A 20,756-nucleotide genomic window follows, 5' to 3' on the forward strand; every position below is an offset into this window, starting at 1 on the left:
GGATCAGAACCTGGAACTCAGAACTTCGACACGCGTTCCAGTTCGGACTTGAAGAGCGTCACGATGGCCGGGTCATAGGCGGCGGAAAACTTGTCGTACACAGGACGCACTTCGGCGCGCATTTTGGCCAGCTCGGCGGGCGGCACGTCGTTGTAGAGCATGCCCTTGGCCGTCAGTTCGCCCAGGGCCTTGGCCGAGACCTCACGGCTGACCACACGCTGCCAGTTTTGCGCTTCGATGGCGGCGTCCTGCAGGATCTTGTGTTCCGTCGCCGAGAGCTTGTCCCAGAAGCGCTTGCTGATCTGGATCGGGTTGGTGGCGTAGACGTGGTTGGTGCCGCTCACGTACTTCTGCACTTCATAAAACTTGCTCGAGGCGATTACCGCGAAGGGGTTTTCCTCGCCATCCACAGCCTTGCTTTCGAGCGCGCCGTACAGCTCGGCAAAGGGCATCGGCACCGGGTTGGCCTTGAAGGTCTTGAAGGTCTCCAGGAACACCGGGTTCGGGATCACGCGCAGTTTCAGGCCTTCCAGGTCGGCGCCCTTCATGATGGGGCGCTTGCTGTTGGTGACGTTGCGAAAGCCCAGGTCGAAGAAGCCCAGCACGATCACGCCTTTTTCAGGCAGTTTGGCAGTGAGCATCTTGCCCAGGGGGCCGTCGACCAGCGCGTCAGCCTGTTTCGCATTGGCGAAAAGGAAGGGAAAGTCGAGCAGCCCGAACTCCTTGACGATGCCGTTCAGCGACGTCGTCGAGGCCACCAGCATTTCCTGCACACCGCCCTGCACCGCGGACTGCTGCTGCAGTTCGTTGCCGAGCTGCGAGGCCGCGAATTCCTGCACCTTGATCTTGCCGCCGCTCTTGGCGGCGACGATCTCGGCGAATTTGCGCACGCCCAGGCTGGTCGGGTGGTCGGGGTTGTTCAGGTGGCCGAACTTGATGGTGCGTTCCTGGATGTCCTGGGCCAGGGCCGCGTTTGACAGGCCCAGCAGGGCGGCTGCGGCCAGGGCGAGGGTACGGCGGGTGAAACGGATGGAAGGCATCGACGTCATGGAAGGGTCCTTTGTCTCGGATTTGGATAGTGGAAAAACGGGCGACCGGCAGCGCCAACACGCGCGCCACCATCGAGGCAGGCTGGATCATCGGTTAAAGTGGAAAGTCTTTCCACTATGGAAAACCATTAGCATTTTCTGGTTCATCCGGGCTCAAGGCATGGCCCAATATGCCTATGCCCCCGCCTAAAAACGCCGTTTCCCCATGAGCACCCTTCTCGAACGAAGCTTTAAAACCCTGGAGCAGCTGGCCGCGCACCCCGAGGGGCAGACCGTGTCCATGATTGCCGCGACGCTCGACATGCCGCTCAGCGCCACCCACCGGCTGCTGGCCGAGCTGTGCCGCTGCGGCTATGTGCGCCAGGTGCGCGAGCAGGGCGAATACGTGCTCACCATCAAGCTCGTGTCGCTGGGCCTGAGCTTTTTGAGCGCCTCGGGGGTGGTCGATGTGGCGCAGCCGCTGCTCGACAGCCTGGCCGAAGAATCGGGCGAGCTGGTGCGGCTTGCCGTTGTCGATGGTGATGACCTCACCTTTGTCGCCAAGGCCCAGGGCGCGCGCCGCGGCCTGCGTTATGACCCGGACATGGGCCTGTCGGTGCGCCTGTCATGCAGCTCGGCCGGCCACGCCTGGCTGTCAACCCTGAGCGACGAAGAAGCCATGCGCCTGGTGGCCAAACAGGGCTTCGGCCTGCCCAAGGACTTCGGCCCCAGAGCCCCCACCACCGTCAAGGCATTGCTGGCCTATGTGCAGGCAGCACGCAAGCGCGGCTTCAGCATGATCAGTGAAGTGTTTGCGCCGCAGATGACGGCCATGGCCGCACCGGTGATGTCACCCACGGGCGCGATCGGCGTGGTCACCATCGCCGGCCCGCTGGTGCGCCTGACCGAGGCGCGCATGGAGGAGTTGTCGGAAGCCTTGCTGCACACGGCCGGAGAGATCCGCGCGGCGAGCGGTGCGTCAGCCATGTTCAAGAAGCGGGCCTGAGCAGGTCGCCGTCCGGCTCAATGGTGAGGACCCCACGGGCCTTCCCAGAGCGGCATGGCCGGGTTCGTTCCAACTGTGCGTTTTGCCATGGGCCGGGTTTTTGCCGGCTTGGCCTTGGGGGCGGGCACACGCGGGGTTTGTGTCTGGCTGGCGGCAGGGGCTGGACGGTCGCCGGCAGCGTCTGACGCGTGCAGACCCGTGGTTGCGAAGGCGGTCGCGAGGCCGACCCACGCAAGGGGGCGCAAGATAAAGACCAGCATCTGAAACCTCCCGTCGTGAATCGTCGTGACGATGGGCACCACGCAAAGGACGTGCCAGAACCTGGCGTTGACCAGGCGGCGCCGGGGCTGTTGGTGCTTATCCCCGCGGGCAGGCAGGCCCGGCATCAACGGCCAGATTTTCTTAATGCAAAGTGGCTTGGGCCCAATCAATACCTTGGGTATCAGCTATCGAATTGATAGCAACGGGAACCATCGGCCAGCAGCGGGCGCCGGCATAAAAAAAGCGCCCTGAAGGCGCTTTTTTTGGATGCAGCCCTTGGGCCGCATCGGCAAAACCGGCTTAACCCTGGTGCGGGCGCTTGCCTGGGTTCTTTTTGCTGCGGGTGTGCGAACCGCGCTCCAGGCTGATTTTCTGGCCGCGGCCGGTCGTGATCGTGTAGCCCTTTGGCGGGACTGGCTTGGGGGCGCAGATGTCGGCTTCGACTCTGATTTTCTTGGGCATGGAAGACTCCGGTTAAAAATGGCGTAGCCCGTGATTTTAAGCTACTGCGCGCCTTTTGCCCTGGAATGCCCCATCAGGCATGCAACAGGGCCAGTTACAAAGCAAAGCGGCGCCTGGGAGGGCCGCAGGCCCCAAGGCCTTACTCGATCGTCGCGCCGGAAGCCTGCACGATGCCCTTCCACTTCTGGTAGTCGGTTTTCAGCAGGGTGGAGAACTGCTCGGGCGTCATGTTCTGCACTTCGGCGCCTTGTGCATGGATGGCAGCTTTCATGTCGTTGGTGGCCAGCAGCTTGTTGACCTCGGCATTGACCGTGGCCACGATCTCTTTGGGCGTGGCCGCCGGCATGAAGAGGCCATACCAGGTGCTGACGTCAAAGTCCTTGTAGCCCAGTTCGGCCACGGTCGGAATGTCCGGCAGCGAGGTGCTGCGGCGGGCCGAGGTGACGGCCAGCGGGCGCAGCTTGCCCGATTTGATCTGGGCGATGGCCGACGGCAGCGACGACACCATCAGGTCCACATTGCCGGCCAGCACATCCATCATGGCGGGGTTGGAGCCCTTGTAAGGCACATGGCGCAGCTTGATGTTGGCGGCGCTGTTGAAGATTTCACCGGCCAGGTGGATGGTGGTGCCGTTGCCGGGTGAGCCATAGGTGATGGAGTCAGGCGCTGCCTTGGCGGCGGCCACCACATCGGCAAGCGTCTTGAAGCGTGACTGCACACCGGTGACGATCACGACGGGCGTGTAGGCCACATGGGCCACGGCCACCAGGTCTTTGGTCGGGTCGTAGCTCAGGTTTTTGTACAGCCAGGGCGCCACCACCAGGTTGTCTTTCTGGCCCATCACCATGTCGTAGCCGGTGGGCGCTGCGCGAACGGCCTCGGCAATGCCGATGGTGCCGCCGGCGCCGCCGCGGTTGTCGGGCACCACGGTCCACTTGGCGGACTCCGTCAGCTTGGTGGCGACCAGGCGCGACAGGATGTCGGTGCCGCCGCCGGGCGGGAACGGAACGATCAGGCGGATCGGCTTGGCCGGGTAGGTTTGGGCCTGCGCGGCGCACAGCATGAGCGCCAGGGCAATGAAGGACAAGATTTTGCGAAGCATGGGGGAAGGTCTCCTTATGGGGCTTGCAAGCATAAGGCGAATGAAATAGACGCGCCCGCCTGCAGCCGGTTTGACCTTCGATTTTATTCGCCGGCCTGTCTATACAACATGAGGACGACCGCCGGCCAGACCGTGATCCGCGGGGGCCGGCGTCTCGTTTGGCGATGGGCCGGATGCCTGTTAAATCATCTCCAGCGGGGTGGCGCGAGACGGCGGCCGGAACAGCGCGTCCAGTTCGGCCAGCTGTTCACCGCTGAGCTGAACCTGCGCGGCCGCCACGTTCTCCCGCAGCCGGTCGGGGTGGCCGGTCTTGGGAATCGCGATCACGCCGTCCTGCGCCAGCAGCCAGGCCAGCGCAGCCTGCGCGGGCGGTATGTCGTGACGCCCGGCAAAGTGCGCAAGACCGTTGTGGTGCAGCAGGCGCGCCTGCTCGATGGGTGAATACGCCATGACGGGCACGCCGCGTTCGCGCAACCAGGGCAGCAAGTCCCACTCGATGCCGCGCCGCGTCAGGTTGTAAAGCAGCTGGTTGGTTTGCACGCCCTGCCCGCCCGGCACGTTCCACAGTTCCTGCATGTCGGCGAGGTCGAGGTTGCTCACGCCGTAATGCCGGATCTTCCCGGCCTTTTGCAAGGCCATGAGCGCCTGCATGGTTTCGGCCAGCGGCACCGAGCCGCGCCAGTGCAACAGGTAAAGATCGATGCGGTCGGTGCGCAGCCGCCGCAGGCTGCGCTCGCACGCCGCCACCGTGCCCGCCTTCGAGGCATTGTGCGGATACACCTTGGTCACGATAAAGGCTTCGTCGCGCCGCCCCTGCAAGGCCTCGCCCACCAGTTCTTCGGACAGGCCCTCGCCATACATTTCCGCGGTGTCGACCAGCGTGCAGCCCAGGTCCAGGCCCAAGCGCAAGGTCGCCAGTTCATCCGCGCGGCTCGCCCGCGCATCGCCCATGTTCCAGGTGCCCATGCCCAGGGCGGGGACGGCTTCGCCGCAAGGCAGCAATACGGTTTTCATGAAGGCCATCTTAGAGCTGTTCATGCCGGTTCACCCCAGGACGGAGTGCATTTCACTGATGCGCGTATGGAATCAATCCAGCCCGAAGAATTCATGTTTCGAGTGGCTGCGAGACGTAGCATGGCGGGGCTTTCACTGCGCCACGCGCTCACCTGATGGAGACAGACATGAAGATCATTCGCAGCAAGGATTTCACCGCCGAACGCGCCTGGGGCGCGATGACGGTGGCCAATATGCAGGGCATCACCACACGGCTGCACTGGACCGACAAACCCTACAAGTGGCACATCAATGAGGGCGAAGAAGTGTTTGCCGTGCTCGACGGCCGCGTCGAGATGCGCTACCGCGACAACTGCGGCCAGTGCTCGGTGATGCTGGAGACCGGCGACATCTTTTTTGCCAGCGCCGGAACGGAGCACATCGCCTCGCCGGTGGGCGAAGCCCGCGTGCTGGTGGTGGAAGTGGAAGGCAGCGACTGAAGCCCGTTCCCTGGCAAACTTTACGAAGCCGCCGCCGGCAGCGGCAAATTGACCAGCAGGTTTTGCGGCTTCAACCGGACCACACCGTCGGCGTTCATCATGAGCCCCAGGTACACCGGCTTGCCCGCCACATCGGCGCGCATCTCGCGCGGGTCGGCAAAGTCCAGGCGGAACAAACTCACCAGGCGCTGAAGGCGCGCGGGCTCCACCTCGCGGCCTTCGTACAAATCGTTGAGCAGCGCCGTCGCCTCGACGTCCAGGCCCACATGCCAGCGCCAGGCTTCGTCGTCCACCTTTTGCACCGGCCGGATGGTCACCGTGACACCCAGGAAGTGACTCACCCATTTTTGCAAGACACCAGCCAGCGCCTTGAGGCCCGAACGCGCGCGCACCATGGTGAGCACCAGGCCGTGGCTGAGGTCGTTGCTGACTTCGTGGGTGAGGTCCAGCAGGAAGCGGTGGCGCCCCGCCTGCTGCCAGTAGTCCACGGCATTGCCGTCGTTCAGCACCTGCAACTGCACGGCCGCCACGGGTGCACCCGCCTCGGCCAGAAAGCGCCCGAAGTCCCCCACGCCGCCGGTTTCATGGAACATGTCGATCACTTCCAGGTCGCCGCTCAGCACCTGGCCGTCCTGCGTGCTGATGCGCTGGGGGCGAAACAGCATCTCGGCCGCGCGCATTTCATAGGCATCGGTGGAGCCGTCCAGCATGTTGTGGAGGATGGCCTGCGCCACCAGGTCGATAAAGAGCGGCGGTATGTTGATATGGCCCGTGCCGTCGCGCGGAAAGAGCCCGAGGTAATACGCCTCCAGGGTGCCGGCGGCCAGCAGGCCGTCGCGAAAGCGCAGGAACAGCGTGTAGTTGTCCCGCGCGTCGGCGTCCTTGAAGGCCTGCAATTCAGGCGCCGCCACCGGCCGGGACGGAGAGGCCACCAGCGCGGCATGCAGGGCGCGCTCGGCTTCGCATGATTCCGGCACCAGCGCCAGCTCGGGCCGCGCCAGGAAAAGCCGCAGGTAATCGTCGCTCGGCTGCAGCCAGCCGCGTTCGTTGCGCAGGGGCTGGTAAAAACTGCCTTGGGGCCATGGGTTTTGCATGGGCGCAATCGTCTCATACCGCACCGGAAAAGGTTTCGCCCCGACAATTGCTATATTTTTGATAGCTATACACCTTTAACCAGTAATGGCTACAGGCAATTTTTGCTTTAGATCTCCCGCACCGGCCCGCCACGGGCTGCTTACACGCTGTTGCATCACACCCCCACCCCGGTGCAATTTTTCCGGCCGGCAGGAGTCCATCTACCTGTGGACCCAAGCGGGCGGTAAAGTGCCCCTTACGCCCGAGGCCAATCCAGGCAAGCCAGCGACCCCATGCAGGAAGAGAGCATCACCATGACACCCTCGTTGAAAAACCCATTGCAGCGGATTGGCCTTCGTGCCCTGCCTGGCCTGGCTGGCCTGCGTGGGGGACCGGCAGCCCTGGCTGTTGCCTTCCTGCTGCAGCACCCCGCCAGCGCGCAGGATTCCGTCATCACCTTTCCCGAGCGCACCTGGTCTGACACCCATCAGCCCGTGCAGCGCGACCTGCAAGGCCGCCCGTGGGACGAATCCCCCGGCCAGCGCGCGTTGCGGGAGCAGGCACAACGTGACTTCCAGTCTCGCCAGATCCAGCCCCAGTACAACAGAGACAGCCAGTACAACCGCGAGCGCCATGACGAATGGGTTCAGCGCCAGCAACAGCGCCGGCAGCAGGAAATACTTCAGGGCCCGCAACTCGAACTGCAGCGCCGGCAAGGCGAAGAACCCATCGGCCAGCGCGCCCTGAGGGAGCAGGCGCAGACGGAGCGCGAGAACGAGCGCTTCCGGCAGGAAGCACAGCGCAGGTCCGGCGGCGCGGGCACCCCCAAGCCAGGCAGCGGAAGCGGTTACCCACGTTAGGGCAAACCGTTGCCACTGCGGGCGTTCGCAAAAGCCCGTCTGGCTAGGCGCGCCAGCCGCAGACAGTGCACCAGCACGGCAAGGCGGCGCAACAACGCCAGGCGGGCTTTTGCGAGCGCCCGCTAGGGTTGCCGATCACGCAAAACTACCTAAGGGTCTGCCCGGTATCGCCCCCGTAAGCGGATAGCTAGGATGACCACCTTGTGTTCACGGGCCTATGCCTGCTGCTGCATATGCCGGGCCGCCTGAACGCCCCGTGACGTCAACCCCTACCCGCCGGAGACTAATTTGTCAGTGGAGTTCATTCTCGAAACACGAGGGCTGACCAAGGAATTCAAGGGTTTCGTGGCCGTCAACAACGTGGACCTCAAAGTCCAGCGCGGGCATATCCATGCGCTGATCGGCCCCAACGGCGCCGGCAAGACCACCTTCTTCAACCTGCTGACCAAGTTCCTGACGCCGACGCGCGGCAGCATTGTTTACAACGGCAACGACATCACGGCCGAGCAGCCCGCACAGACCGCGCGCCGCGGCATCGTGCGTTCGTTCCAGATTTCCGCCGTTTTCCCGCACATGACGGTGCTGGAGAACGTGCGCGCTGCGCTTCAGCGCAACCTGGGCACCTCCTTCCATTTCTGGAAACCCGAAGACAGCCTGTTCCACCTGCACGACCGCGCCCGTGAACTGCTGGCCGAAGTCGACCTGGGCGGCTTCGCCGACGAGCTGACGGTGAACCTGCCCTACGGCCGCAAGCGCGCCCTGGAGCTCGCCACCACGCTGGCGCTGAAGCCTGAGCTGATGCTGCTGGACGAGCCCACCCAGGGCATGGGCCACGAAGACGTGGACCGCGTGACGCAACTGATCAAGAAAGTCTCGGTCGGCCGCACCATCCTGATGGTCGAGCACAACATGAACGTGGTGTCGTCGATCGCCGACCGCATCACGGTGCTGCAGCGCGGCGCCATCATTGCCGACGGCCCCTACGGCGAGGTCTCGAAAAACCCGCTGGTGATCGAGGCGTACATGGGCACGGCGAATACCGAGTTGCAAGGAGCCCACTGATGTCGAAGGAGCTCCTCAAATTAGAAGACCTCAACGCCTGGTACGGCGAGTCGCACATCCTGCACGGCGTGAACCTCTCGGTGAACGAAGGTGAAGTCGTGACCCTGCTGGGCCGCAACGGCGCAGGCCGCACCACCACCATGCGCGCCATCGTCGGCATGACGGGCGCGCGCAAAGGCTCCATCAAGATCAACGGCGAAGAAGCCATCAAGCTGGCGCCGCACAGGGTGGCACGCCTGGGCGTGGGCTACTGCCCCGAAGAGCGCGGCATTTTCGCCAGCCTGACGGCCGAAGAAAACCTGATGCTGCCGCCCACCATCGGCCCGGGCGGCATGAGCCTGGACGAGATTTACGCGATGTTCCCCAACCTGAAGGAACGCGCCAGCAGCCCCGGCACGCGCCTGTCGGGTGGCGAGCAGCAAATGCTGGCGGTAGCGCGCATCCTGCGCACCGGTGCGCGCCTGCTCCTGCTCGATGAGATTTCCGAAGGCCTGGCGCCCGTCATCGTGCAAAAGCTCGCCGAGATGATCCTCACACTCAAGGCCAAGGGCTACACCATCGTGCTGGTCGAGCAGAACTTCCGCTTTGCCGCACCGCTGGCCGACCGCTTCTACGTGATGGAGCACGGCCGCATCGTCAAGCAGTTTGCGCAAAGCGAGCTGGCCGGCAACATGGGCATGCTGCAGGAATACCTCGGCGTCTGACGCTGAAACACGACCAGCCTTTTTACCGTTTTTTCGATTTCCCCACCCCGGTTCACCCCCATCCATAACAGGAGACACCATGAAACTCAAAACACTCGTTGCCGCACTCGCCGTCGGCCTCACCGGCGCCGCCTTCGCGCAAAACACCGGCCCGATCAAGATCGGCATCATCACCGACATGTCCAGCCTGTATGCCGACATCGACGGCCCGGCCGGCGCGGAAATGCTGAGGTGGGCCGTGCAGGACTTCGGCGGCAAGGTGCTGAACCGTCCTATCGAAGTGCTGAGCGCCGACCACCAGAACAAGGCCGACGTCGCATCGTCCAAGGCCCGCGAGTGGATCGACAAGGATGGCCTTCAGATGCTGATCGGCGGCACCAACTCCGGCACGGCGCTGGCCATGTCCAAGGTCACCACCGAAAAGAAAAAACCCTTCATCGCCATCGGCGCCGGCTCGGCCCGCCTGACCAATGAAGACTGCTCGCCTTACACCGTGCACTACGCCTATGACACGGTGTCGCTGGCCAAGGTGGCCGGATCCGCCCTGGTCAAGGCCGGCAACAAGAGCTGGTACTTCCTGACCGCCGACTATGCCTTCGGCTACTCGCTCGAAGGCGATGCTTCCAACGTGGTCAAAGCCAACGGCGGCACCGTGACCGGCGCCGTCCGCCACCCGCTGAACGCGTCCGACTTCTCGTCCTTCCTGCTGCAGGCGCAGTCTTCCAAGGCACAGATCCTGGCGCTGGCCAATGCCGGCGGCGACTTCACCAACGCCATGAAGGCCGCCAAGGAATTCGGCATCGGCAAGACCATGAAGGTCGCCGGCCTGCTGGTGTTCATCAACGACGTGCACTCCCTGGGCCTGGCCAACACCGAGGGCCTGCAGCTGGCCGACAGCTGGTACTGGAACCAGGACGACGCTTCGCGCAAGTTCGCCAAGCGCTTCTTTGACAAGTACAAACGCATGCCTTCCAGCCTGCAGGCCGCCGACTACTCGGCCACGATGAACTACCTGAAGGCCGTGCAAACTGCCGGCACCACTGACTCCGACAAGGTCATGAGCACGCTCAAGGGCATGAAGATCGACGACTTCTATAACAAGGGCCAGATCCGCGCCGACGGCCGCATGATCCACGACATGTACCTGTATGAAGTCAAGAGCTCCAAGAACTCCAGCACGCCATGGGACTACTACAAGACCATCGCCAAGGTGCCGGGCGACCAGGCCTTCACCACGGTGGCCGAATCCAAGTGCGCGGCCGTCAAGAAGTAAGCCGGTAACTGACGACAAAAAAGACGGAGAAGAGCGAGGGGTTCGGTCCAGCCGGTCATTCACGCAGAAATGCAGGAATGGCCGGCTGCTTCCTTGAACGGCCTCCCGCTCCCGCCACAATTAACGGTATTGGTGTCCTGACAGGTTCCCATGGAAATTTTCGGTATTCCCCTGCAAGCGTTTATGGGCCAGCTGATGCTGGGCCTGGTCAATGGCGCGTTCTACGCCATGCTGAGCCTGGGGCTGGCGGTGATTTTCGGCCTGCTGGGCATCGTCAACTTTGCGCACGGCGCGCTCTACATGCTGGGCGCGTTCGCCGCCTGGATCATGCTGGACCAGTTCGGCATGAACTACTGGTTCGCGCTGGTGCTGGCGCCGCTGACGGTCGGCATTCTCGGCGTCATCATTGAGCGGCTCTTCCTCAAACACCTGTACAAGCTGGACCCGCTCTACGGCCTGCTGCTGACCTTCGGCCTGGCGCTGGTGCTCGAAGGCGTGTTCCGCGAAATTTACGGCGTCTCCGGCCAGAACTACAACGTCCCCGACCTGCTGGCCGGCTCCATGGACCTCGGCTTCATGCGCCTGCCGATCTACCGCGCCTGGGTGGTGGTGATCTCGCTGGTGGTCTGCCTGGGCACCTGGTTCCTGATCGAGCGCACACGGCTGGGCGCCTACCTGCGCGCCGGCACCGAAAACGCGCCGCTGGTGCAGGCCTTTGGCGTCAACGTGCCCATGATGGTCATGCTGACCTACGGTGCAGGCGCCGCACTGGCAGGCCTGGCCGGCGTGCTGGCCGCGCCCATCATCCAGGTCAACCCGCTGATGGGCTCCAACCTGATCATCGTGGTGTTCGCCGTCGTCGTGATCGGCGGCATGGGCTCCATCCTCGGCTCGGTCATCACCGGCCTGGGCCTGGGCATCGTCGAGGGCCTCACCCGCGTGTTTTACCCTGAGGCTTCCAACATCGTGGTGTTTGTCATCATGGTCATCGTGTTGATGTTCCGGCCCGCCGGCCTCTTCGGAAAGGAAGCGTAATCATGAGCGCCCTCTCCACTAAAGCCGCCAACATGCTGCGCATCACCTACCTCGTCCTGCTGGCTTTTGCACTGGCTGCGCCCTTCCTGGGCCTGTATCCGGTGTTTGTGATGAAGCTGCTGTGCTTCGCGCTGTTTGCCTGTGCCTTCAACCTGCTGCTGGGTTTTACCGGCCTGCTGTCTTTCGGCCATGCGGCCTTCTTCGGCTCGGCGGCGTATGTCACCGGCTGGTTCATCAAGTCGCAAAACTGGACGCCCGAGCTCGGCCTGCTGGCCGGCGCGGTGGCGGCCGGGCTGATCGGCCTGCTGGTCGGCCTGGTGGCGATACGCCGCCAGGGCATTTACTTCGCCATGATCACGCTGGCGATTGCGCAGATGGTCTACTTCGTCTGCCTGCAAGCGAGCTTTACCGGCGGTGAAGACGGCCTGCAGGGCGTGCCGCGCGGCAAGCTGTTCGGCGTGCTGCCGCTCGAATCCGACATCTCGCTGTATTACGTGGTGCTGGCGGTGTTTGTGGCCTGCTTCCTGTTCATCTCGCGCATCGTGCATTCGCCCTTCGGCCAGGTGCTCAAGATGATCCGCGAGAACGAGCCGCGCGCCATTTCGCTGGGCTACAACGTCGATCGCTACAAGCTGCTGGCTTTTGTGCTGTCAGCCTCGCTGGCGGGTCTCGCCGGCTCGATGAAAACGCTGGTCATGGGTTTTGCCACGCTGTCGGATGTGCACTGGTCCATGTCCGGCGAGGTCATCCTGATGACGCTGCTGGGCGGCGTCGGCACTTTCTTCGGCCCCGTCATGGGCTCGGGCATCGTCATTGCGCTGCAGAACCTGCTGGCCGATAAAGTCGGCTCGTGGGTCACCGTGATCATCGGCGTGATCTTTGTGCTGTGCGTGCTGGCCTTCCGCAAGGGCGTGATCGGCGAGTTGCAGGCCTTCCTGGAGCGCCGCCGCAACGCCGCCAAGGCGGCATCGCAGCAAACCTGAGCAGCGACTACCGCCCACAAAAAAAGCGCGCAAGATTTGCGCGCTTTTTTATTAGGTGGTCAAACGATCAGGGGCCGTCGGTCGACAGCGCGTAGTTCACATGCTGCGGCACGACCAGCTGCCCCTGGCTGTTGGGCACCGCCTCGATATGGATCTGCGGCTGCGCCGCGGTCACGCTGCCGAAGATAGTGGCAAACGCAATGTCGGCCGCATCACGCCCTGTGGCGAAACGCACAAAACCCATGGGAATGGCTGTGCCCGAGGGGTCGAAGATGTACCAGCGCTCACCCAGGTAGACCTCCACATACGCGTGGAAATCCGGCGGGCCCAGCACCGGGTCGGCGCCGTAGTCCATGCCGCTGGCCATGCGCGCCGGCAGGCTGGCGGCGCGGCACAGCGCGATCATCAAATGCGCAAAATCGCGGCACACACCGACCCGTTCAATCAGGGTGTCGATCGCCGAGGTGGTGCTGTTGCTGGTGTTGCCCTGAAAGCTCACATGCTGCTGCACCCAGTCGCAAATCGCCTGCGCGCGGCTGTAGCCCAGCGGCAAATGGCCGAACTGGCTATTGGCGAGCGTGAGGAGCCGGTCCGACTGGCAATAACGGCTGGGATACAGGTAAGGCAGCACCTCGCCGGGCAGGGCGAGCGGGCCCAGCTCAGGCAGCGACGCCGGTTGCGCCTCATAGTGAATAAGCTCCACCACGGCCGTATAGCTCAGCGTGAAGTTGCCGGGCTGGGCGTGCACGCGCAGAAGCCGGCTTTGTGTGGCCGGGTCGGTGTAGCCGCTGGTGAGGACTGGCTGGCTCAGGCCCAGGGACTCCTGCACGACGATCTGCCGCGGTGTGTAAGCGGCCTGGAGGTTGAAGATGAAATCGGCGCCCGGCGCCATCACCTCGTAACTTAGCACGGTGGAAAACTCTAGCCTGACCATACGATGCCTTATGCCTTTTGCGTTGAGGGGATTGGCCCCGAAAAGGGCCGTATGTCTGTAGCGGCGGAAACCGCCTGCCATCAACTTCCATTAGGCGCGTAAAAAAAGCCTGCATTTGTCGTTGGCGAAATTTCCCGGGCGTGCCTGCCCACCGGGGCCGACATTGCGGCGTCGTCTGCACCTACAGCGGCAAGGGGTCTGCCAGTTTTTTGTATCCGCTATGCTTTTTATAGCTACCGGCCTAGATACACAAAGGGCTGGAGGCCGATTTCTTATAAATTCCCAGGCACACGAAACTCGCGCCGGTAGGCGGAAGGAGACGTCCCGAGCGTCGCCGCGAAATGCTGGCGCAGCGACACCGCCGAGCCAAAGCCCGCATCAACGGCGATCTGCTCCATCGAGCGGTCTGTCGTTTCAAGCTGGCGCTGCGCCAGCCCCAGGCGCTGGCTGGTGAGCCACTGGCCCACCGTGGTGCCCGTGACCTGCCGGAAATGCCGCGTGAAGGTGCGCCGGCTCATCAAGGCCCGCGCCGCCAGCGCATCCAGGCTGTGCGGCTGGCCCAGGTTTTTCTGCACCCACGCGAGGATGGCCGACAGCCGGTGGTCGGCGCCCGTGGCCGGCACAGGCTGCTCGACATACTGCGCCTGCCCGCCCTGGCGCTGTGGCGCCACCACCATGCGGCGCGCCACACGGTTGGCCACCTCGGCGCCGTAGTCCAGGCGCAGCACATGCAGGCAGCAATCGATGCCGGCCGCCGTGCCGGCAGACGTCAGCACATCGCCGTCGTCCACATACAGCACATCGGGCTGCAGGCGCACCTGCGGGTAGCGCGCGGCAAACTCGGTGGCCAGCGCCCAGTGCGTGGTCGCCGGCCGGCCGTCGAGCAAGCCAGCTTCAGCCAGCACAAACGCGCCCAGACACAGGCCCACGATGCGCGCGCCGCGCCGGTGCGCGGCTTGCAAGGCTTTGAGCAAGGCCTCGGGCGGGCGCTCCCTCGGGTCGCGCCAGGACGGCACCACGATGGTCTGCGCCTTTGCCAGCGCACCCAGGCCTTTTTGCACCTGGATGCCGAAGCCCGAGGTGGTGCGCAGCGTGCCGGGCTTTTCAGCGCACACCACCAGCCTGAAGCGCGGCTGGTCAGCGGCGGAAAAATCATTGCCGAACACCATGCAGGGCACCGACAGGTGAAAGGGGCTGATGCCATCAAACGCGACCACGGCCACCGAGTGGTCCTGGCCGGCGGTAGAAGAAGCGTTCCGGGTTGATTTGAGGGCGCGTGGCGACATGACCCGATTCTATCGAGTATTGACATTCGGGCCACTGTCTAAAAAACCCGCCCGGCACAACAATTCAGGCACCGAGCAACGCTTTAACTTTCAGAAAGCTTTTTATGACCCGCACCGATGCCAAAGCCCCGCGCCGCGCCCTTGTCGTGATCGACGTCCAGATGGAATATTTCAACGGCGGCCTGCTGATCGAATACCCGCCCGTGGCCCAGACCCTGCCCAACATCGGCCGCGCCATGGACGCCGCCCGCGCGGCCGGCATTCCGGTGGTGGTGGTGCAGCACAGCGAATCCGCCGCCGCGCCGGTGTTTGCCAAGGGCTCGGCCACCTGGGCGCTGCACGACACCGTGGCCAGCCGCCCGCGCGACCATTACATCGAAAAAGCCTGGCCCAGCGTCTACACCGGCACCGACTTTGCGCAGTGGCTGGAGCAACGCGGCATCGACACGCTCACCGTGATCGGCTACATGACGCACAACTGCGATGCATCCACGATTTTCGAAGCCACGCACCGCGGCCTGCATGTGGAGTTTTTACAGGACGCCACCGGCGCCCTGCCCTATGCCAATGAAGCCGGCCAGGCCAGCGCCGAAGAAATCCACCGCGTGTTCAGCGTCGTCTTCCACTCGCGCTTTGCCGCCGCCGGCTCCACCGATGCATGGATCACCGCCATCCAGGCCGGCGGCCGGCTGGAGAAGAACAATGTGCTCGCGTCGAACCACGCGGCGGTGGCCGCGCGCTGAGGGCGTAGGAGCTTAGTCCTCCAGCAAGCGCACCTTCACGCTCTTGCCCTTGACGCGGCCGGTGGAAAGCTTGTGCAGCGCATCGGCCGCGATGCGGCGGTCCACCGCGACATAGGTGGAGAACTCGTTGACGTTGATCTTGCCGACCTGCTCGCGGGTGAAACCGGCATCGCCGGTCAGCGCGCCCAGCACGTCGCCCGCGCGGATTTTTTCCTTGCGGCCGCCGACGATCTGCAGCGTCACCATGGGCGGCAACAGGGGCTCATTGCTGGCGGGCGTCAGTTCGCTCAGCTTGTGCCAGTCGGATTCGGCCTTCTGCAGCACCTCGATTTTCCCGACGTAGCCCATCTCGTCCATGCTGGCCAGGCTGATGGCCCAGCCCTCTTCATCGGCGCGGCCGGTGCGGCCGATGCGGTGGATGTGTACTTCGGCGTCCGGCGTCACATCGACGTTGATGACCATCGCCAGTTGCGCAATGTCCAGCCCGCGCGCGGCCACGTCGGTCGCCACCAATACGGAGCAGCTGCGGTTGGAGAACTGCACCAGCACCTGGTCGCGCTCGCGCTGCTCCAGCTCACCGAAGAGCGCCAGCGCGCTGAAGCCCTGCTCTTTTAAATAGGCCACCAGTGCGCGGCACTGTGACTTGGTGTTGCAAAACGCCAGCGTGCTGGCCGGGCGGAAGTGCCGCAGTACTTGCGCGACGGCGCCCAGGCGGGCTTCATCGTGGTCGCTGTCGGGCACCTGGTACCAGCGCTGCTGGATCTTGGTTTTTTCATGCTGGGCCTGCACCGTGATGGTTTGCGGCGTCTTCATGAACTGCTGGCTCAGCTTGGCGATGCCTTCGGGATAGGTGGCCGAGAACAGCAGGGTTTGCCGCTCTTTCGGGCACTGCTTGGCGACGGTGACGATGTCCTCGAAGAAGCCCATGTCCAGCATGCGGTCGGCTTCATCCAGCACCAGGGTGTTCAGCGCTTCCAGCGTCAGATTGCCGCGGGCCAGATGGTCCATGATGCGGCCGGGCGTGCCCACCACGATGTGCGCGCCGTTTTCCAGGCTGGCGGTCTGGTTGCGCAGCGGCACACCGCCGCACAGCACCACGACCTTGGTGTTTTCTTCGGCCCGCGCCAGGCGGCGGATCTCGGTCGCTACCTGGTCGGCCAGCTCGCGCGTGGGGCACAGCACCATGGCCTGCACGGCAAAGCGGCGCGCATTGAGGTTGGCCAACAGCGGGATGGCAAAGGCGGCAGTCTTGCCGCTCCCGGTTTTGGCCTGGGCGATCAGGTCTTTACCCAGCAGCGCGACAGGCAGGCTGGCTGCCTGGATGGGCGTCATGCTGAGGTAGCCGAGCTGCTTGAGGTTGGCCAGCACAGCGGGCGTCAGGGGCAGGCTGGCGAAGTCGGTGCTGCCGGCGGAGGAAGGGGAGGAAGGGGAACTCATCCCCCATTATCGGCTTCGCCTCTAAAAGGGGGGTTTCAGCGATGGTTAAACACCGGCCGGCGCTTCTCCACAAAGGCCGCCGTACCCTCACGCGCATCCTGCGACGCCGCCGCGATCATGAACTGCGCAGCCTCGATCGCCAGGCCTTCGTCGATAGATACGTTGAGGCCGCGCGTCACCGCGCGCAGCGAGGCCGTCACCGCCACGGCGGAGTTGGCGGCGATCAGGTCTGCCATACGCAAACACGCCGGCAGCAAGTCAGGGGCGGGCACTACGTGGTTGATGAGGCCGATCAGCAAGGCCTCTTCTGCACTGATGGCCTCTCCGGTCAGGATCATTTCATTGGCGCGCTTGCGGCCGATGTGCCGCGGCAGGCGCTGCGTGCCGCCAAAAGGCGGCGGAAAGCCGAGGCGGATTTCGGGCTTGGCAAAGCGGGCATGCTCCGCCGCGATCGCCAGGCTGCACGCCTCCATGGTTTCGCACCCGCCGCCGAAAGCCATGCCGTTGACGGCCGCGATGATGGGTTTGGAATAGTTCTCGATGCGGCGCGTCATGGCCTGGCCGCGCATGACGAAGTTGCGGTACGCCGCTTCGGGCGACGCGGCGATATCAGGCGCGAAGCCGGCAATATCGGCACCGGCGCTGAAGGCCTTGTCGCCCCGCCCCGTCAGCACCAGGCAACGCACACTGTCGTCGCGCTCCAGTGCGTTCAGCCGGTCCATCAATTCGTCGATCAATTCATAACTGAGTGCATTCAGTTTTTCGGGACGATTCAGGGTGAGCACCACGTGCTGGCCATGGCGTTCGGTTTCTATCAGCATGCGGCCTCCAGAAGACTCCGGGGAAAAGCGCCGGATGATGAAAGTGACAGCACGCCGCAACCGCGCGGGGCGCCCACAAAGTAGGTCGCGGCCTGCGGCGTGACAAAAGACTGGCCGCTCTCCAGCACAACGTCGCTGTCGGGGCCCAGCCCGGCCAGCGCATCGCTGGTGATCCAGAGCGTGCCTTGGGCGCAGGTCAGGGCCTGGCCGCGCGGCAGGCGAAAGCGTTTCGGGATGGGCCCGAGCTTCAATGGGGTTTGTGGGGCGTGCATGGCGGACTCCTTGAAAAGTGTGGTTTGATTCTTCAACGGAGCCGGCCCGCGTGGCCGGATGGTTTGTCATCCGGGGTATTCCAATCGTTCATGCCATGCTGAGTCCTTCCTCCTCCCACGCCCTGCGTGCCATGTCGCTCGACGCCATACGCGGCTTTGAATCGGCTGCGCGCCACTTAAGCTTTACAGCGGCCGCCGAAGAGCTGTGCATCACGCAATCCGCGGTGAGCAAACAGGTCAAAAGCCTGGAAGACGCGCTGGGCACGGCCTTGTTCCTGCGCGGCGGAAAAGGGCTGAGCCTTACGCCCGAGGGCCGCCAGCTGTTTGAGGCGGCCCGTGCCTCGCTGGCGCAGCTGGCTTCGGCGGTGGACCGCTTGCTGGCGGCAGACAGGGTGTCAGTTTCAGTCTCGACAACGCCGTCATTTGCCGCGCTGTGGCTGGCGCCCAAGCTCGCGCAATTTCAACAACTGGAGCCCGCCATCGACGTGCGCGTCGACGCCTCGGAAGCGCGGGCCAACCTGGAGCGCGAAGGCCTGGATATGGCTGTGCGCCTGAGCCCGGTGCAGCCCGGTGAGCCCGGGCCGCCGTTCCTGTTGCAGGAGCAGGCCCTGCTGGTCGCAACACCGGCCCTTGCGGCGCGCATCAAAACGGCTGACGGCATCCTGCGCACCTCACTGCTGGTGTACTACGACCCGGCCACGCGCTTTCCGTGGATGTCATGGCCGGCCTGGTACGAGCGCCTGGGCCTGCAGCAATCGGCGCAGCAACCGTGCCTCTATTTTTCGCAGTACGAGCACGTTCTGACCGCCGCCGTGCAGGGCGCCGGCATTGCCATAGGACGCACGCCGTTGGTGTTGCCGCTGCTGCGCAGTGGCCAGCTTGAGGTGGTCCTGCCCGGCGAGACGGTCCCGGGCCTCGGTTACCGCATCGTCATCTCGGCGCACAGCGCTGAACGGCCGGCGGTACAGAAATTTCGTGCCTGGCTGGAGCGCGAACTCGCCCTCGAAGCCATCGGCTGAGGCAATTGCGTAAAAACTACTGAGCGCTGCCAGATCATCACCAGTCCCCACGACCGCTCGCCCTGAGGCATCGAAGGGCTGGTGTGCCACAGTGGCTTCGATACGCCGTCAGGCGTACCCTGTCCTGAGCCTGTCGAAGGGTCAGCCCGAACGGTGTGGTGTTCGGAGCTACCGGAAGATCAAACAGTCCAAGCGCCCGTGGTCTCGAGTACCGGTGAGAGTTCCGCTTCACCCCAACGCAAAGGCAGCGAATTTTCCACCAGCCGCATGGACTGCACCTTGAAGCGCAGCAGGCGCTGCGCGCCGGTGAAGACCTCGACCTCCGGGCCGTCCCAGATAATTTCGGCCGTGACGGCCAGGTACAGCAGGTCTCCGTTGTCGAAGTCGGCAAACAGCAAGCCGGCGCGCGGGTTCACCGCGATATTGCCCAGCGTGTTGAAGAAAAAATTACCGAAAAAGTCCGGCATGGTGAGCGTGCCGTCGGCATCCACCCGCACAAAGCCAGGCTTGCCGCCGCGGTGCGACACATCCACACCGCCGGCACGGCCGGCCTGTTCATCATCGCCCTTGTAAGCGGTGGCGATGAAAAGGGTGTCGGCCAATTCGATCATGCGGCGTGCTGCGTCGTTCAGCTGGGGGGATTCATGTACCACCGGTTTGGCCGATAGCGCCTGGTCAGCATAGACAGGCTCACGCGCCTGGATGTACTTGGGGCAGTTGCCGAAACTCTGGCTCACCTCCACCGCAAAGCCTGACGCGCTGAGCCCGCGCACGATGCCGTTCATGCGGTTGCGCCGGCGGGTATGCGGCTCCAGGCCCAACAGGCCGATGGGCGCGCCGTCAACCAGCGTGCCTTGCAAGGGATCACCCGCCAGGGGCTGTGCGCGCAGCACCAGGTGATGCGCATCGGGCGAGTGGATAAAGCCGGGCGGCTGGGCCAGCATCGACGCCCAGGGCTGGCCGGCGCCGTCTACCGTGCCGGCCACGATAAACGGCAGCTGCTCAAAAAACTCGCGGTGCTGGTCGGGCATGAAGTCGCGGATCACACGCGGGCCGATTTCCGCCATGCGCGCGCGCACAGCCGCGCCCACGCGGGCCTGCACCGCGCGCTCGCCTTCGTGAAAAGTTGCGGTGGTCATGCTGCCAACCCTACCGGTGTTCTGACCATGGGCACAAAGCGCGGCAAGGCTTCGATGCGTGCCAGCCAGGCGCGCAGCTTGGGATAAGCCTCCAGCGACACGTTGCCTTCGGGCGCGTGCGCCGCATAGCTGTAGTTGGCGATGTCGGCCAGCGTCGGTGTGCTGCCCGCCAGAAACGCGGACTGGCCGAGCTGCTGCTCCATCACCGCGAACAGGGCGTGGGCGCGTTCAATCGCCTCGGGGCTTTCGGGGCGCTTGAACAGCTGGATCACACGCGCGGCAGCGGGGCCGTAGGCGAGCTGCCCGGCCGCCACCGAGAACCAGCGCTGCACGGCCGCGGCGGCCAGCGGGTCGCGCGGTAGCCACTGGTCGGCGTCCGGCGCATAACGTGCATTGAGGTAGACGAGGATGGCATTGGAGTCGGCCAGCGTGACGTCACCATCCTGGATCACCGGCACCTGGCCGAAAGCGTTCATCGCCAGGAAGGCCGGTGTTTTGTGGCCTTTGGCAGCCAGGTCGATTTCGATGCGCTCAAAGGGCAGGCCCAGCAGCGATAGAAAGAGTTCCACCCGATGCGAGTGGCCGGAGATGGCGACACGGTGCAGGCGTATGGGCTGGGCCGGCGTGGCTTTGGCGATGGGTGTGCTCATGGTTGGTCTTTCGGGTTATGGGCTGGGCTGTATGGAATGGGTCTGTCAGGGATGGATTCTGTTTGAACCGTTAATCTGAATAAATGGCTGAAATCAGATTTAACTAATCCGA

General features: G+C 64.0%; 22 protein-coding genes. 10 read left to right on the forward strand and 12 right to left on the reverse strand.

Features of this window, described 5'->3' with window-relative positions:
* Nucleotides 1-17: 17 nt before the first annotated feature.
* Nucleotides 18-1,049, reverse strand: coding sequence for a TRAP transporter substrate-binding protein (locus DT070_RS04030; RefSeq protein WP_228778580.1), 1,032 nt, complete (start codon nt 1,047-1,049; stop codon nt 18-20).
* A 205-nt stretch (nt 1,050-1,254) separates the two neighbouring features.
* On the opposite strand from DT070_RS04030, the gene DT070_RS04035 reads away from it, so the two are divergent.
* A complete protein-coding gene (locus DT070_RS04035; protein WP_122954253.1) occupies nt 1,255-2,034 on the forward strand; it encodes an IclR family transcriptional regulator in 780 nt (259 codons plus the stop codon).
* 561 nt (nt 2,035-2,595) lie between these two features.
* Here DT070_RS04035 and DT070_RS21215 read toward each other — a convergent pair.
* The 3 genes from DT070_RS21215 to DT070_RS04050 form a co-directional block, all read right to left on the reverse strand.
* Complete coding sequence (locus DT070_RS21215; protein ID WP_007863796.1) at nt 2,596-2,757, reverse strand: hypothetical protein; 162 nt, start codon at nt 2,755-2,757, stop codon at nt 2,596-2,598.
* 139 nt (nt 2,758-2,896) lie between these two features.
* Nucleotides 2,897-3,859: a tripartite tricarboxylate transporter substrate binding protein gene (locus DT070_RS04045; protein ID WP_122954255.1), complete on the reverse strand. Its 963-nt coding sequence runs from the start codon at nt 3,857-3,859 to the stop codon at nt 2,897-2,899.
* Nucleotides 3,860-4,039: 180 nt separating this feature from the next.
* A complete protein-coding gene (locus DT070_RS04050) occupies nt 4,040-4,873 on the reverse strand; it encodes an aldo/keto reductase (RefSeq protein ID WP_122957243.1) in 834 nt (277 codons plus the stop codon).
* Between the two features lie 167 nt (nt 4,874-5,040).
* On the opposite strand from DT070_RS04050, the gene DT070_RS04055 reads away from it, so the two are divergent.
* Nucleotides 5,041-5,352, forward strand: a complete 312-nt coding sequence (locus DT070_RS04055) for a cupin domain-containing protein (protein ID WP_122954256.1) — start codon at nt 5,041-5,043, stop codon at nt 5,350-5,352.
* 20 nt (nt 5,353-5,372) lie between these two features.
* Here DT070_RS04055 and DT070_RS04060 read toward each other — a convergent pair whose 3' ends face one another.
* On the reverse strand, nt 5,373-6,446 hold the full coding sequence (locus tag DT070_RS04060; protein WP_122954257.1) for a DUF6352 family protein: 1,074 nt from the start codon (nt 6,444-6,446) through the stop codon (nt 5,373-5,375).
* A gap of 294 nt (nt 6,447-6,740) precedes the next feature.
* On the opposite strand from DT070_RS04060, the gene DT070_RS04065 reads away from it, so the two are divergent.
* The 6 genes from DT070_RS04065 (at nt 6,741) to DT070_RS04090 (ending at nt 12,343) form a co-directional block, all read left to right on the forward strand.
* Entirely contained in the window at nt 6,741-7,286 is a 546-nt protein-coding gene (locus tag DT070_RS04065) for a hypothetical protein (RefSeq protein ID WP_153976290.1), read from the forward strand.
* 288 nt (nt 7,287-7,574) lie between these two features.
* Nucleotides 7,575-8,348, forward strand: a complete 774-nt coding sequence (locus tag DT070_RS04070) for an ABC transporter ATP-binding protein (RefSeq protein WP_122954259.1) — start codon at nt 7,575-7,577, stop codon at nt 8,346-8,348.
* Nucleotides 8,348-9,052 (forward strand): ABC transporter ATP-binding protein, encoded by a 705-nt coding sequence (locus tag DT070_RS04075; protein WP_122954260.1) that lies wholly within the window; start codon nt 8,348-8,350, stop codon nt 9,050-9,052. Before DT070_RS04070 ends, DT070_RS04075 begins: the two co-directional genes overlap by 1 nt.
* A gap of 79 nt (nt 9,053-9,131) precedes the next feature.
* On the forward strand, nt 9,132-10,325 hold the full coding sequence (locus DT070_RS04080) for an ABC transporter substrate-binding protein (RefSeq protein ID WP_122954261.1): 1,194 nt from the start codon (nt 9,132-9,134) through the stop codon (nt 10,323-10,325).
* 150 nt (nt 10,326-10,475) lie between these two features.
* Nucleotides 10,476-11,360, forward strand: a complete 885-nt coding sequence (locus DT070_RS04085) for a branched-chain amino acid ABC transporter permease (protein ID WP_122954262.1) — start codon at nt 10,476-10,478, stop codon at nt 11,358-11,360.
* Nucleotides 11,361-11,362: 2 nt separating this feature from the next.
* On the forward strand, nt 11,363-12,343 hold the full coding sequence (locus DT070_RS04090) for a branched-chain amino acid ABC transporter permease (RefSeq protein WP_369973917.1): 981 nt from the start codon (nt 11,363-11,365) through the stop codon (nt 12,341-12,343).
* Between the two features lie 67 nt (nt 12,344-12,410).
* Here the strand turns inward: DT070_RS04090 and DT070_RS04095 are convergent, their stop codons facing one another.
* Both DT070_RS04095 and DT070_RS04100 read right to left on the reverse strand, forming a co-directional pair.
* Nucleotides 12,411-13,277, reverse strand: a complete 867-nt coding sequence (locus tag DT070_RS04095; protein ID WP_122954263.1) for a transglutaminase family protein — start codon at nt 13,275-13,277, stop codon at nt 12,411-12,413.
* A gap of 272 nt (nt 13,278-13,549) precedes the next feature.
* Nucleotides 13,550-14,563 (reverse strand): GlxA family transcriptional regulator, encoded by a 1,014-nt coding sequence (locus DT070_RS04100; protein ID WP_122954264.1) that lies wholly within the window; start codon nt 14,561-14,563, stop codon nt 13,550-13,552.
* Nucleotides 14,564-14,667: 104 nt separating this feature from the next.
* Here DT070_RS04100 and DT070_RS04105 point away from each other — a divergent pair, with 104 nt between their 5' ends.
* On the forward strand, nt 14,668-15,306 hold the full coding sequence (locus DT070_RS04105) for a cysteine hydrolase family protein (protein ID WP_122954265.1): 639 nt from the start codon (nt 14,668-14,670) through the stop codon (nt 15,304-15,306).
* Nucleotides 15,307-15,318: 12 nt separating this feature from the next.
* Here the strand turns inward: DT070_RS04105 and dbpA are convergent, their stop codons facing one another.
* Genes dbpA through DT070_RS04120 form a run of 3 tightly spaced genes read right to left on the reverse strand, consistent with a single transcriptional unit; the run spans nt 15,319 to nt 17,836 of the window.
* Complete coding sequence (gene dbpA / locus DT070_RS04110; RefSeq protein ID WP_122954266.1) at nt 15,319-16,743, reverse strand: ATP-dependent RNA helicase DbpA; 1,425 nt, start codon at nt 16,741-16,743, stop codon at nt 15,319-15,321.
* A 35-nt stretch (nt 16,744-16,778) separates the two neighbouring features.
* Nucleotides 16,779-17,564 carry a crotonase/enoyl-CoA hydratase family protein gene (locus tag DT070_RS04115; RefSeq protein ID WP_122954267.1) on the reverse strand — a complete coding sequence of 262 codons (786 nt, stop codon included), beginning with the start codon at nt 17,562-17,564 and terminating at the stop codon, nt 16,779-16,781.
* The gene (locus DT070_RS04120) at nt 17,558-17,836 is read right to left on the reverse strand and encodes a DUF2917 domain-containing protein (RefSeq protein ID WP_122954268.1); all 279 of its coding nucleotides are present in this window, start codon (nt 17,834-17,836) and stop codon (nt 17,558-17,560) included. The genes DT070_RS04115 and DT070_RS04120 overlap by 7 nt, the downstream gene beginning before the upstream one ends.
* 95 nt (nt 17,837-17,931) lie before the next feature.
* On the opposite strand from DT070_RS04120, the gene DT070_RS04125 reads away from it, so the two are divergent.
* Nucleotides 17,932-18,855, forward strand: a complete 924-nt coding sequence (locus DT070_RS04125) for a LysR substrate-binding domain-containing protein (protein WP_122954269.1) — start codon at nt 17,932-17,934, stop codon at nt 18,853-18,855.
* Between the two features lie 179 nt (nt 18,856-19,034).
* Here DT070_RS04125 and DT070_RS04130 read toward each other — a convergent pair whose 3' ends face one another.
* The gene (locus DT070_RS04130) at nt 19,035-19,994 is read right to left on the reverse strand and encodes a pyridoxamine 5'-phosphate oxidase family protein (RefSeq protein ID WP_122954270.1); all 960 of its coding nucleotides are present in this window, start codon (nt 19,992-19,994) and stop codon (nt 19,035-19,037) included.
* Nucleotides 19,991-20,644, reverse strand: coding sequence for a glutathione S-transferase family protein (locus tag DT070_RS04135; RefSeq protein ID WP_122954271.1), 654 nt, complete (start codon nt 20,642-20,644; stop codon nt 19,991-19,993). Before DT070_RS04135 ends, DT070_RS04130 begins: the two co-directional genes overlap by 4 nt.
* Between the last annotated feature and the right edge of the window lie 112 nt (nt 20,645-20,756).

This window comes from Polaromonas sp. SP1 (genome assembly GCF_003711205.1).
Classification (GTDB): domain Bacteria; phylum Pseudomonadota; class Gammaproteobacteria; order Burkholderiales; family Burkholderiaceae_C; genus Polaromonas.